Annotated in this window: 11 protein-coding genes; 9 read left to right on the top strand and 2 right to left on the bottom strand. The window is 62.6% G+C overall.

Annotation, left to right across the window (positions count from 1 at the left end; all coding sequences use genetic code 11):
• Positions 1 to 46 precede the first annotated feature (46 nt).
• Both J1G34_RS23495 and J1G34_RS23490 read right to left on the bottom strand, forming a co-directional pair.
• The gene (locus tag J1G34_RS23495) at positions 47 to 688 is read right to left on the bottom strand and encodes a tail fiber protein (RefSeq protein WP_205901652.1); all 642 of its coding nucleotides are present in this window, start codon (positions 686 to 688) and stop codon (positions 47 to 49) included.
• Positions 685 to 3,519, bottom strand: coding sequence for a hypothetical protein (locus tag J1G34_RS23490; RefSeq protein WP_222994698.1), 2,835 nt, complete (start codon positions 3,517 to 3,519; stop codon positions 685 to 687). Before J1G34_RS23490 ends, J1G34_RS23495 begins: the two co-directional genes overlap by 4 nt.
• A gap of 350 nt (positions 3,520 to 3,869) precedes the next feature.
• Between J1G34_RS23490 and J1G34_RS23485 the strand changes: the two genes are divergently transcribed.
• The 9 genes from J1G34_RS23485 (at position 3,870) to J1G34_RS23445 (ending at position 13,110) form a co-directional block, all read left to right on the top strand.
• Positions 3,870 to 4,793 (top strand): hypothetical protein, encoded by a 924-nt coding sequence (locus J1G34_RS23485; RefSeq protein WP_130138986.1) that lies wholly within the window; start codon positions 3,870 to 3,872, stop codon positions 4,791 to 4,793.
• A gap of 91 nt (positions 4,794 to 4,884) precedes the next feature.
• Positions 4,885 to 5,532 carry a hypothetical protein gene (locus J1G34_RS23480; protein ID WP_222994697.1) on the top strand — a complete coding sequence of 216 codons (648 nt, stop codon included), beginning with the start codon at positions 4,885 to 4,887 and terminating at the stop codon, positions 5,530 to 5,532.
• A gap of 87 nt (positions 5,533 to 5,619) precedes the next feature.
• A complete protein-coding gene (locus tag J1G34_RS23475) occupies positions 5,620 to 6,039 on the top strand; it encodes a MarR family winged helix-turn-helix transcriptional regulator (protein WP_065886629.1) in 420 nt (139 codons plus the stop codon).
• Positions 6,036 to 8,114, top strand: a complete 2,079-nt coding sequence (locus tag J1G34_RS23470; RefSeq protein ID WP_065935374.1) for an FUSC family protein — start codon at positions 6,036 to 6,038, stop codon at positions 8,112 to 8,114. The genes J1G34_RS23475 and J1G34_RS23470 overlap by 4 nt, the downstream gene beginning before the upstream one ends.
• Positions 8,111 to 8,320, top strand: coding sequence for a DUF1656 domain-containing protein (locus J1G34_RS23465; RefSeq protein WP_065886631.1), 210 nt, complete (start codon positions 8,111 to 8,113; stop codon positions 8,318 to 8,320). Before J1G34_RS23470 ends, J1G34_RS23465 begins: the two co-directional genes overlap by 4 nt.
• Positions 8,317 to 9,207 carry an efflux RND transporter periplasmic adaptor subunit gene (locus tag J1G34_RS23460; RefSeq protein ID WP_065894067.1) on the top strand — a complete coding sequence of 297 codons (891 nt, stop codon included), beginning with the start codon at positions 8,317 to 8,319 and terminating at the stop codon, positions 9,205 to 9,207. Before J1G34_RS23465 ends, J1G34_RS23460 begins: the two co-directional genes overlap by 4 nt.
• Positions 9,204 to 10,646, top strand: coding sequence for an efflux transporter outer membrane subunit (locus tag J1G34_RS23455; protein ID WP_065932707.1), 1,443 nt, complete (start codon positions 9,204 to 9,206; stop codon positions 10,644 to 10,646). Before J1G34_RS23460 ends, J1G34_RS23455 begins: the two co-directional genes overlap by 4 nt.
• An 81-nt stretch (positions 10,647 to 10,727) precedes the next feature.
• Entirely contained in the window at positions 10,728 to 11,360 is a 633-nt protein-coding gene (locus J1G34_RS23450) for an NADH:ubiquinone oxidoreductase subunit N (RefSeq protein ID WP_065894068.1), read from the top strand.
• 253 nt (positions 11,361 to 11,613) lie between these two features.
• Entirely contained in the window at positions 11,614 to 13,110 is a 1,497-nt protein-coding gene (locus J1G34_RS23445; RefSeq protein WP_065886635.1) for a YdgA family protein, read from the top strand.
• Positions 13,111 to 13,293: the final 183 nt, after the last annotated feature.

Genomic DNA, 13,293 nt, shown 5'->3' with positions numbered 1-13,293 from the left:
AGAATGCCAAGTATCGAATGAAAGGGGAAAACGCTGTCGATGCCGCTCACAGCCACAACTGTGCCCAAGGGGAGCCAGCGCCGCTGGTGAACTTGATCAAGTAGTTGACTGCAATGTTGCTGGGGCGTGTCTCAAACTGGCTGACACCGGCGCTCAACACATTGCCTTGGGCGTCCGTCGGTGCCGATGTCACCGACTGCCCAGGCGTGGCGCTGTCTGCCGAGCCGGCTTCGACGATCTGCACGGCCACGGGCACGGTTTGATAGGTGTGTTCGTGAGTCAGCATCGCGGCAGTCTGGCGCGAGCCGATCCCCGCCTTGACCTTAGCGCTGCCGGTGGGGTCGGTGCGTATCGCGGTGTCCGGGTCCTTAAGGGCGCCACAATCGTTGCCACGCAGGAACGTGCCACGGTAATCGGGGATATGAAAGGTCGCGCCGCTGCCGCCGTACAGGTAACCCAGCATGGCGTGCAGCTCCTCGTACACGCTCACTTCAAGCTCGCGCCCGTCGCATAACATCCAGCCCCATGCCTCAATCGGGAGCAGGCTGCTGTCCGCCGTTACGTCTGCAGGTTTGGCGGTATTCGGCACCGGGGTGCCCACAGCCCCCGCGAAGGCGGTCACCGCCCCGACCGGCAAGCTGCCGTCCGACACCAGGCCCATCGGCCACGCGCCGTGACGCCTGCTCATAGAATGCCCTCCAGGGAAACGCCGTCGATCACTTGCATCGCCGTGGGCACCAGGATCTCCCAGGGTTGGCCGACGCACTGAGCGCCGTCGTGCGCTGTCTCGCTCGACTTCAGCGCGTTGACGGTGGCCACGTCGTGGGCTTCGACCGGTACGCTGTCATCGCCCGCCTGCCAGAGCTGGCCGGAAGATAGCAGGTAGAGCACAGACAAGGCCTTGCGCGGCCGGGCCGGCACCAGCACCCGGGCCAGATCGGCAGCCTGGAAGGCCGCCAATGGCGACAGAGCCTCGCCGTCATCGTCGACTGCCAACGGATAATGCGCGCCGTCCTCCTGGCGATAGAACTGAATATTCATCTCATCCCATTCGAACAGATCGTCGATAAATTGCACGCGTCCCGGCCCCGCCAGGGTGCCGCCCGCGAACGTCGGCGCAGACGGGTCCAGGTCGCCGGTCAACTCGGCGCAACGTCGCTGCAGCACGTCCAGGCAACCGCGGCGCAGCGCCCGTCGTTCGACCCGGCGTGCCGCCAGGGCCGAGCGCTCCCGAGCGGCCGGCAGATCAAGGCCGTCGCCGCGCGCGCACAGCGCCTGCCTGGCCTCGAGCAGAGCGTTGTAGGTCTTGATACGCCATTCGTCCATGGCGCTGGTCGTGGGCACACACTTGACGATCACATTCACCCGTACTGGGGCGGGCGCGGGCGCAGGTGTTGGCGCAGGTGTTGGTGTTGGTATGGGCGTTAGCGCAGGTGCTGGATCTGGCACCGGCACCGGCACCGGTACTGGTACTACCGGTTTCTCAGCCTGCGGCGAGGCGACCGTCTGCGCGGTGCCTACTGCGATGACCAGGCTATGGCCAGAGCCGAACGGTATGACCACCGGCGTGTAGGGGCTTTCCAGGGTCTTGATCCCAACCATGACCAAAGGCCAGGTTACCCCGGGCGCGGCCAAGGCCCGGGCCGTGGCAATTTGCGGTTGATATCCAGGCGGCACGGCAACCAGTGTCGACTCGCCTTCCCCCAGTAACGCCGAGACATCGCGCCGGGCTTCCGGCGGCGGGCTGATGGCAGTGCTGCGATATTCAGCGGCCAGGCGCGCGTAGTTCTCGGGCGTGATCCGCTTGAAGCTATCGATCCCCTGTTCCTCAAGTGACCGTGGCGGGCCGAAAGCCACGCGTTCGCCCGGCGTCACCTCGCGAAAATACGCTGCGGCCGGCGCGCTCAACACAAACTCGACCATCAGCCGACGGCCGTAGTTGACCACGCGCGCTTCATAGACCTTATTGACCCAGCGCAGCACGTAAATGCGACTACCGGCGCCGGCGCTGTTGTCGATGGTGCTTGTGATGGTCTCGGCCGTTTCATGCATCACGCTGCTGCCACGCAGGTTGCCCACGCTGCGGCTGATACGGTTGACCGTCTTGTTCAGTACTTCACGGGCAAAACGGGTCTCGTCATCGCTGTTCGGACCCTGCTGCACGGTGGTCGTTACCGGCCCGCCGTTGACGATGGCCAACGTCGGCGGCCCGTAGCTGGTGGTCAGGTTGGTATAGGTTTTATTGGTGGTTTTTTCGGCGATGGTGCGGATGGTCTCGGCATGCAAATCATCGCGGGTGTCGACCGCACTGTCGTCCGACACCTGCTCATCCAGTGTCTGCGCCAGGCTGACATCCAGTTGGCGCCGGGTGCGCCGTCGGCTGATGTCTTTGCGCTCGCCGCGCATCAGGTTTTCGATGGCGGCGATTTCGCCGGGCACATAGCGCAGCAGGCGCTGACGCACCATTTGCAAGTCGCCGATGGAGCACGGCTCAATCCAGCCGCCTACGCTTTGCGGCAGGTCCTTGGCCGAAGGCGACGCCTGCACAGGCGGGTCATTGATGGGCGGTGGCGCAAAAAAACCTTCGGGCAAAGTGATCGACGCCTGCATCAACGCATGCAGTGCCGCTGACGTGAGCGGCGGCGTACCGGGCGGCGGCGCGTAGACATAATCCAGCAGATGGGACATGACCAGCGACCCGCACAGGTGCGGCAGCAACCCTGGCTCGCTCCACGGCGCGACGACCAAGGCGAAATAACTTTCCCAGAGGCGCTCCACATCCGCGCCATAAGCGGGCGGCAGGCTCCCGCCAGAGGCCATGTTGGCCGAGATCCAGGTGCTGACGGTATAGGGATCGTAATCCGACGTGAGCACCGTCTCCTTGAGGCGCGATAACTGCGCATAAGTGCCGGTGCAGAGATCCGCCTGCGTTACAAACTGGTTCTCGTACGGCGTTACGCCATGAATAAAGCCCAGGGCCAGGCTGTCCATCTCGATTCGATTGGAGCAGGCCGAAAACTGGGCGTAAAAACTCTGGGCCGGCACGTTTTGCGGCACCACGTACGTGAGGAAACGCAGTTGTTTCTGGGCCGCACTGATAAGCGGCCATTGGCGGATGTACAAATAGGGGAAGAGCGCACTATCAAGCGCATGCGGCCTGATCGGCTCGGGCGTCGGCCTGGGTGGTTTGGGTTCTGGTTCTGGCCCTGACCCTGGTTCCGGTTCGGGTGATGGTTGGGGGCGGTTTACCGCAAAGCGCGCCAACTCGACATGGCTGGTCTTGCCGGCTGCATCCTCGGCCCCCTGTGTCACCTCCGCCCGCAGAACCGCCACAGCGCTTTCAGTGCCCGCTTCGCGCTTCAAATGCAGCTTGCCATAGGCCAGGTAACCGCCAGCAAAGCGGATGTTGAAAGGCATCGACACGCCCGCAGCCTCGTCGGCATCGAACTCAATGACGATGACATCACCTTGCTTTGGATGATCGATCCGGCTGATGCGCACCCTGACCGCGAGCAACACGCCCGCACTCGTCTCACATTCACTGGCAAAACTGAGCGCACCCTTGGGAGTTTCCCTGTGTGCTACCGCTGCATTTTCCATAAGACATCCCAGGCGTGGATACGGATTGCGGTTCCAGCGTGCAATCTAGTTGCAGCCACTGCCATGCAATAAGTATCACCACGTAACAGGCGACCCGACGTTACCGTAACAATACTTATGGGTGATGGCCTGTTGCCCTAAAGTACCTGCGAAACAACGCCGGTCCAGGGAGTTTGTGCTTAGATTGCAGACATCACTTACACAAAAATAGGGTGTCCGATTTAACAGGGACAAGTTCACGAACGGAAGACATGCAGAAGGTAAGACCCATGTCAGACTTACTCGATTCCAGCGAATACCCTGTGGCTGCCTTTCGGGAGAACGTCACTGGTTTCAGCACCCGCACCGCGAGAAAACGCCCCATGCTCCCGGATGCCATGCCGACACCACCTTCGACCACGCTGGGTGCGCCGCCGGACAAGGCAGAAATCCGCGCTACGCTGCTACAGGTGCTGGCCAACCCCTTGTTTTGCAAGGCCCCCCGACTGAGCCGCCTGCTGCGCTTCCTGGTCGAACGGTATTTGAGCGACACGCTCCAGGACACCACCGAATATGGGATCGGCATTGATGTTTTCGACCGCGACCCGGCCTTTTACAGCACGGGAGACGACCCGATCGTGCGCGTGCAGGCCGGCCGCCTGCGGGAGAAGCTCAAAACCTATTATTCCAGGGACGCCGGCGGCGGCGGCAGTGTGGTCATTTCCATCCCGATCGGAAGCTACATGCCATTGATACGACGCGCCGATGACGCTGTGGCACGCGCACAAACACGCCACCTCCTTGCCGTTCAACCCCTGAAGAATCTCACTGACGATTTCGCCTGTACGCTGTTCGCGCCGGGATTGAACGAAGAGTTGAGCTGCCAACTGTTCAAGGAATTTGGCAACCAGGTCGTCACCTATTCTTTTGCAAAGACCAGTGACGAACAGAGCCAAGCGCCCTTCGCCAGCCACCTGCTGGAGGGTAGCGTGCGTATCGAGGGGGCGCTGATGCGCGTTTCGGTCCGTCTGATCAATGCCGCGACCGGCTCGATCGCCTGGTCCGAACAGCTGGACCGGCACACCAAGCCCTGCATCGCGTTGCAGCAGGATGTGGCCCAGACCATCTGCACCGGCCTGGAGCGCTATTTTTTCTCAACGGCTGACCGATCCACTCACCGCATCTGCCTGGCAACGGCACACCGCGGCCTGTAATGCCGTGTAAGGCGCTGTAATGGTCGCGGTGCTGCGATAGCTGTAGATACTGGCCCATACGCACGCTCAATGGCACAGGGGAAAGACCCGCATGACAATGTCCTACACGCTGACACTGCACAACAAATCCTCCATGCCGTGGATGTTTTATATCTACCCGACGTTACCCGAACAGCACCACGCTACCGTTTCGCTGGTTTGGTACGTCACCCCCTTCAACGTGGCACCGGGTGCTGAAGTCAGCCTCAACTGGACGATTGAATACGGGTTCGTGTGGCAAGCGCACGAAGTGCTCTCTGGCGGAGTCAAATTCAGCGCCGAGGGTCAGATGCCTGGCGATTTGAAGGAGCACAACACCGTCACGTTTTCCGAATTGCACCACACCCCCGTCTTCAGCAAACCTGTTGCAGCCAGCCCGACGGGCTCGATGGTCATCCACAGCGACACATCCGTGCAGGAGAAAGGATTCGTGGTGGGCATCTCCATCGACGGCAGAGATGCCTTCCTCACACCGACCGGGCCGAACCTGACCGCCTCATTCAAACTCGAGAACAACGCGCCCAAGTACTGGATCGCCGCGTGCGACGAAATTGAACTGGGCGCTGTGGTGGATATCGCCGCCAACATCAACAGTTTCGAGGTGGTTTTTCCTGACGGGGTTTATGAGCAGGCTTATAGCCTGGACACGCACAATGTCTGGGCCGCCACCACCCATCCGCCAAGTTGTTTCAAAACTTGACGCATTCGGACGCATCCACCATATTAATAGTTAGCAAACTAACTGTATGCGAACTATCCAGTGTCTCAATCCCTCGAACAACTCCAGATGAACCTCAGCAGCAGCATGGTGGTGGGCGCCCGTAACTGGCGCAAAATCTGCCAGGCCACGCTGGTGAGCTATGGCATCTCTGAAGCCTGCGCCGTGCCGCTGTTGATGATCGGCCGCCTGGGCGACGGTGTGCATCAGGTCAAAGTGGCCCAGGCTTCGGGCATGGAAAGCCCGTCGCTGGTGCGCCTGCTCGACCGGCTGTGCAGCGACGGTTATGTGTGCCGCACCGAAGACATCCATGACCGTCGCGCCAAGGCCCTGAGCCTCACCGAGCGCGGCCGTGAGCTGGTGCAGGCGGTGGAGGCGCAACTGGTGCGCCTGCGCAAGGAAGTCCTGGTGGACATCGCCGCCACCGATCTGGAAGCCGCGCTGCGCGTGCTGCGCGCCTTCGAGGCGGCCGAGGCGGTAGCGCCTTGAACGGATTCTTTACCGGTTTTCCGCCTGCCCGCGACTGGTTCTACGGGGTGCGTACCTTCGCCGCGTCGATGATCGCGCTGTACATCGCCATGCTCATGCAAATGCCGCGTCCGTATTGGGCCATGGCCACGGTGTATATCGTCTCCAGCCCGTTTGTCGGCCCCACCAGTTCCAAAGCGTTGTACCGTGCAATCGGCACCTTGATGGGCGCGGCGGCGGCGGTGTTCTTTGTGCCGATGTTCGTGCAGTCACCCTACATTCTGGTGGTGGTGATCGCCCTGTGGACGGGCACCTTGCTGTTCCTTTCCCTGCATCTGCGCACGGCCAACAGCTACGCCCTGATGCTGGCCGGCTACACCTTGCCGCTGATTGCCCTGCCGGTGGTGGACAACCCCCTGGCGGTGTGGGATGTGGCCGAGGCGCGTACCGAGGAAATCTTCCTCGGCATCGCCGTGGCGGCCGTGGTGGGTGCGATGTTCTGGCCGCGTCGCCTGATGCCGGTGTTCGATGGCTCGGTTGCCAAGTGGTTTACCGACGCCCAGGTCTACAGCCAGCGCTTTCTCACCCGCGATGTGGAGCCTGAAGCCGTCAGCGGCCTGCGCGGCGGCATGGTCGCCACGTTCAACACCCTCGAGTTGATGATCGGCCAGTTGCCCCACGAAGGCGCGCGGCCGCAGACGGTGCGCAACACAAAGGAATTGCGCGGGCGCATGATTCACCTGTTGCCGGTGATTGATGCCCTGGACGATGCGGTGTATGCCATCGAACATCGCGCGCCGCAATTTCTCGATCGGCTCACGCCGTTGCTGCAAGCCGCCAACGCCTGGCTGCAAAGCACCACCGAAACCGCGCCACTGGAACGCTGGCGCGTGCTGCGTGACAAGATCGACGCCGCGCAACCCCAGGGCGCAGCGCTCGACGACCGCCACACGCTGCTGTTCTCCAACGCCCTGTACCGCCTGGGCGAGTGGGTCGACCTGTGGCAGGACTGCCGCAGCCTGCAAGCCGCCATTCAGTGCGAAAGCCAGGACACCTGGCGCGCCGTCTACCGCCACTGGCGCCTGGGCCGGCTCACGCCATTTCTGGATCGTGGCCTGATGTTCTACTCGGCGTTTTCCACCGTCACCGCGATCATCGTCGCCTCGGTGTTGTGGATTTTGCTGGGCTGGACCGACGGCGGCAGTGCGGTGATCCTGGCGGCGGTGGCGTGCAGCTTTTTCGCCTCGATGGACGACCCCGCGCCGCAGATCTATCGGTTCTTTTTCTGGACCGCCATGTCGGTGCTGTTCGCCAGCCTCTATCTGTTCCTGGTGCTGCCCAACCTGCACGATTTCCCCATGCTGGTGCTGGCGTTCGCCGTGCCGTTCATCTGCATCGGCACCCTCACCGTGCAGCCACGGTTCTACCTGGGCATGCTGCTGACGCTGGTCAACACCTCGTCGTTCATCAGCATCCAGGGCGCCTATGACGCGGATTTCCTCAACTTCGCCAACGTCAATCTGGCCGGGCCCGTGGGCCTGCTGTTTGCCTTTGTATGGACCCTGATTGCACGGCCCTTCGGCGCCGAACTGGCGGCCAAGCGCCTGACCCGTTTCAGCTGGCGCGACATCGTCAGCCTCACCGAGCCCGCCACCCTGGCCGAACATCGGCACATGGCCGCCCAAATGCTCGACCGCCTGATGCAGCACCTGCCGCGCCTGGGCCTCACGGGCCAGGACACCGGCACCGCCCTGCGCGACTTGCGCGTGGCGCTGAACCTGCTCGATCTGCTCGCCTACTCGCCGCGCATCCTCGGCGTGCCGCGCGTGCTGCTCAACCAGGTGGTGGAAGGCGTGGGCGGTTATTTCAAGGCCTGCCTCAAGGCCGGTGAACGCTTGCCCGCGCCCAGCGGTCTGCTGATGACCCTGGACCGCACGCGCCGCGCCCTCAACGGCCAGGGCCTGCAAGACGCCGATGACACGCGCCTGCACCTGCTGCATGCCCTGGCCGGCCTGCGCCTGGCGCTGTTGCCCGGCGTGGAGTTCATTGGCGGCACGGAAATCGAAGCGCCGTTACCGGATGGAGCGCCCCTATGATCGGTGACCTGGATATCAGCGGCGTCTTCCTGCCCACGCTGCTGGTGCTGATGGGCATTACCTATGTGTTGTTTCTGGTGCTGCACGGGCTGTTGACGCGCATGCACTTCTATCGCCTGGTCTGGCACCGGGCATTGTTCAATGTGGGGCTGTACGCGCTGTTGCTGGGCGCGGTGGACTCACTCAGTCGATATCTGATGACATGAAAAAACCTTTTTTGACTATCGGCCGTGTCGTCCTGACGCTGTTGATCGTGAGCTTCGCGGTCGTCGTGGTGTGGCGCATGGTCATGTACTACATGTTTGCGCCCTGGACCCGTGATGGCCACATTCGCGCCGACATCGTGCAGATCGCCCCGGACGTGTCCGGGCTGATCCAGCGTGTCGATGTGCACGACAACCAGTTGGTGAGCAAAGGCCAGGTGCTGTTCGCCGTCGATCAGGACCGTTTCAAGCTGGCCCTGCGCCAGGCCCAGGCCGCCGTGGCCGACCGCCAGGAAACCCTGGCCCAGGCCCAGCGCGAGTACAAGCGTAACCGTGGCCTGGGCAACCTGGTGCCCAGCGAGCAACTGGAAGAAAGCCAGTCCCGCGTGGCCCGTGCCCAATCGGCCCTGGCCGAGGCGCAGGTGACGGTGGATTCGGCCCAGCTCAATCTCGACCGCTCGGTGATCCGCAGCCCGGTGGACGGCTACGTCAACGACCGCGCGCCGCGTGCCCAGGAATTCGTCACCGCCGGCCGGCCGGTGCTGTCGGTGGTGGACAGCAACTCCTTCCATATCGACGGCTATTTCGAAGAGACCAAACTGGACGGCATCCATGTCGGCATGGGCGTGGATATCCGCGTGATCGGCGACAACGCCCGCCTGCATGGTCACGTGCAGAGCATCGTCGCCGGTATCGAGGACCGCGACCGCAGCAGCGGTTCCAACCTGCTGCCCAACGTCAACCCGGCGTTCAGCTGGGTACGCCTGGCCCAGCGGATTCCGGTGCGTATCGCCTTCGATGACGTGCCGGCGGACTTCCGCATGATCGCCGGGCGTACCGCGACCGTGTCGATCATCGACGACAAGGCCAGCGCCGGAGACCCGCCATGAAGCAACTGCTGGCCACCGCTGCGTTGGGGGTGTTGCTGTCGGCCTGCCAGGCGGTAGGCCCGGACTACAAGTTGCCGGACACGGCCGCCGTCAACCGTGACGACCTGCAAGGTGCCATCGCCGGCGAGGGCAATAACGTGGTGTCGGCGCCCGTGCCTACGGACTGGTGGAAGCTGTACAAAGACCCGCGCCTGGATGAACTGGTGCGCCAGGCCATGGCCTCCAACACCGACCTGCGCGTGGCCGCGGCCAACTTGCAACGCGCGCGCTACCAGACCCAGCAGGCCGAATCCGCCGGCGGCTGGAGTGCCGGGGCCAAGGCTGAAGCGCAGCGTTTGCAGGAGTCCGGCGAGGCCTTCCTGCTGGCGGACAAAGTGCCGGTGGGCAACATCGGCAGCGTAGGCATCACCACCTCGTATCAATTCGACCTGTTCGGCACCTTGCAGCGCGGCATCGAAAGCGCCCAGGCCAACGCCGATGCGGCCCAGGCGGCCGCCGATATCGCACGCATTACCCTGGTGGCCGATGTGGTGCGCGCCTACACCCAGGTCTGCGCCGCCAACGAAGAGCTGGCCATCGCCAACGAGTCCCTCGACCTGCAAGCCCAAAGCACCAAGCTCACGCAACGCCTGCGCGACGCCGGCCGTGGCGATGAAACCCAGGTCACGCGCTCGCAAACCCAATACAAATCCCTGCGCGCCGATATGCCGCGCTACGAAGCGGCGCGTCAGGCCGGGTTGTTCCGTCTGTCGATGCTGCTGGCCAAGCCCCTCGATCAATTGCCGGCCGGCACCGGCAGTTGCGCCGAGTTGCCGCACATCGCCCAGCTGTTGCCGGTGGGCGACGGTGCGACGTTGCTCAAGCGCCGCCCGGATGTGCGCCAGGCCGAACGCCAGCTGGCCGCTGCGACCGCGCGCATCGGCGTGGCCACCGGCGCCTTGTACCCGGACATCGCCATCGGCGCCACGGTGGGCACGGTGGGCCTGCTCGACAACCTCGGCCAGCCTGCGACCAATCGCTGGGGCTTTGGCCCGATGATCAGCTGGACAGTGCCAACCAACGGCGCCCGCGCGCGCATTCACGAAGCCGAAGCCGCGACCCAGGGCGCCCTGGCGCATTTCGACGGGGTGGTGCTCAACGCTATCCGCGAAACCCAGACCGGCCTGGCGCAATACACCGCGATGCTGCAGCGCCGTGAAGCGCTGGCCGACGCTGAGCGGTCGGCGCGCGAGGCGGCGGATCAGACCCACCGCTTTTTCCAGGCCGGGCGCGAGTCGTTTCTCGCCGACCTGCAGGCGACCCGCACCTACACCGCCATGCGCGCGCAATTGGCGGCGGCCAACACCCAGGTTGCGATGAGCCAGATCGACCTGTTCCTCGCGCTGGGCGGCGGCTGGGAAAGCGGACGAACGCAAGGGATAAAACCCGGCAAACCGTGAGGTGATAGCTATGCTTTGTCAGGTGAGGCGTCGTGAAGCCTCACCTGACACTGCTCGCGTTTGCTCATGGGGATTCCAATAATGAAAAACCCTTATGCTCCCGCTTTCTGGTGCGTGCTCTTCGCACTGGTGCTGTTATCGGCCGCGTATTTCTACGGGGTCATGCTCGCCCACCAACTCGACAAGGCTATGGTCTTTCTCGACAGCGCCTGCCTGGTGATCGGCACCTTGTCCATCGGCGTGGTGGCCTGGGCCTCCTATCAAAACCAACGCGTGAAGCGAAAGTTGCTGGAACAAGGCAAGACCCGCGTCGCAATCTGGGACACCAAGGTGGCCCTGCGCCGTGTCGAAACCGTGTTTGACCGCTATTTCTGGGGCAGCTACTGGCAACCCGGTCGCACGTTCCAGGAAGTCATGGGCGACCTCACCGGCACGCCCCTGGAAAAAAGCCTCGAAGTGCTGAAGACGCAATGCGTCGTGCTGGATCGACAGGTCGCTGACGGCAGGCATTGGCTGAATAACGCGCGGGAATTGTCCGATGTCGCCACGCAGATGGCCCGCGAGCGCTATCAGCTGGATTTCTGCGACCCCAAGACCGACACCCCCGGCAACGCGGTGATACACCGTGAGTTCGAGGTGTTGGTCTACACCTGGACGGCGCGCCTGAAGAGTTTTGATCACCAGTTGGATGAAATAGAGCTGGAGTACTCCTGAACTCCTGATGAACTGATCCCTCTGAAAGGCTGGGCCGTTTGCGCCCGCCAGTGCTAATCTTCCCCAGCCTTTCGGCCACACGGGCCACTACTGTAGGAGCGGGCTTGCTCGCGAAAAACCTCAACGATAACGCGTGCATTCTGAATAAACGCGGTGCCTATGAGTTCTTCGCGAGCAAGCTCGCTCCTACAAGGACCCCTCCGGGGTTCAAGGAAGACAGCCCACTTCTCACAGGATTTGATCAGGTCACTTCATGAATAAGCCAGCAGTCGTTCTTTTGGGTTTTGTTGTCGCCGTTGGCGTCGTCAGTGCAGGCGGCGCCTGGTACACCGGTAAACAACTGGAGCCGGTCCTGCAAACCGCGATCCAGAACGCCAACAAGGAACTGCAGACCTCCATGGCCGGCGTGGACGGTAGCGTGTCCCTGGAGCTGGTCTCCCTGGACCGTGGTGTGTTCAGCAGCACCGCCCATTACCGCCTCAAAGGCCAGGGCCGTGTGTTCGGCGAGCAAAACCCCAACCCCGAGCTGCTGTTCGTCGACCATATCGAACACGGCCCGCTGCCGTTCTCGCGCCTGGTTACCCTGAAATGGCTGCCGGTGATGGCCACCAGTCACTACGAACTGGAAAAGAACGCCACCACCGAACAATGGTTCGCCGCCGCCAAAGACGTGTCGCCGCTCAAAGGCGTGGCCAATATCGGTTACAGCCGTTCGGTCAACGGCAACGTCGAACTGCTGCCCCTGGAATTCAAGGACGACAAGTCCTCGGTGAGCTTCTCCGGCGCCAACCTGGAATTCGACAGCAGCGCCGAAGGCCAGAAGGTCAAGGCCGACGGCTACATGAACAGCCTCAAGGTCGCGGCCGTCGATGCCAATGGCGACGCGTTCGCAGCTGAACTGGCCGGCCTGACCGTTGCCAGCAACCTGGCCAAATCCACGTTCGGTTTCTACACCGGCCAGAACACCATCGAACTGACCGACACCAAGGTCACCTTCGGCCCGCAGAAGTCTGTGCTGACCCTCAAGGGCTTCGAGCAGAAAGACTCCAGCGAGACCAAGGACAACAACCTGGCCGGCCGCGTCGACTACAAGATCGACGAGATCGGTTACCAGGGTAAACCTGTGGGCTCGGCCGCCATGGCCGTCAGTATGAAGAACGTCGACATCCCGGCAATGCTGGTGCTGACCAAGCTCTACCAGGACAAGATGCAGCCGGTGCAAGCCGCCGCCGCTGCCGGTCAACCCGCGCCCGAGCTGCAACTGACCGAGGCCGAACAGACCCTGGCTGAAGCCAACGTCAACCAGGTGCTGGCCGCCAAGCCGCAAGTGGCCGTGGAAAACCTGTCGCTGAAAACCACCCATGGCGAGAGCAAGTTCAACCTTGTCCTGGACCTGGCCAAGCCGGCTTCCATGGAACTGCCACCGGTTGAGCTGGGCAAGCAGATGATTGCGCTGCTGGACGCCAATCTCACCCTGTCCAAACCGATGATCAGCGACGTGGCCGCGCTGCAAGCCCAGGTCGGCGGCGTGACTGACCCTAAAGCCATCGAACAGCAATCGCAAATGGCGGCCGAGATGGTCAGCGGCGTGGCCGTGGGCACTCAACTGGCAACCCTGGTGGGCACCGACGTGGTATCCAAGCTGCATTACGCCAACAACGAAGTGACCTTCAACGGCCAGAAGATGACCGTCGAACAGTTCATCAGCTTCGTAATGTCCAAAGCCGGTGCCATGGGCGGCGCGCAATAGCCCTGAAATGCAGTTAACAATGTGGGAGGGGGCTTGCCCCCGATGGCGGTGTATCAGTCAGCTTATCTGTGGCTGACCCACTGCTATCGGGGGCAATCCCCCTCCCACATTTTGTTTTGTGCCTGGCAAAAGTCCCTGTCAGCCGGTCAGCGGTGTGGCCGACGAGCAGTTCATCAGCTTCGT

Source organism: Pseudomonas sp. Wu6, from assembly GCF_019891515.1.
Taxonomy (GTDB): Bacteria; Pseudomonadota; Gammaproteobacteria; order Pseudomonadales; family Pseudomonadaceae; genus Aquipseudomonas; species Aquipseudomonas orientalis_A.
This window is presented reverse-complemented; position numbering and strand designations above follow the sequence as displayed.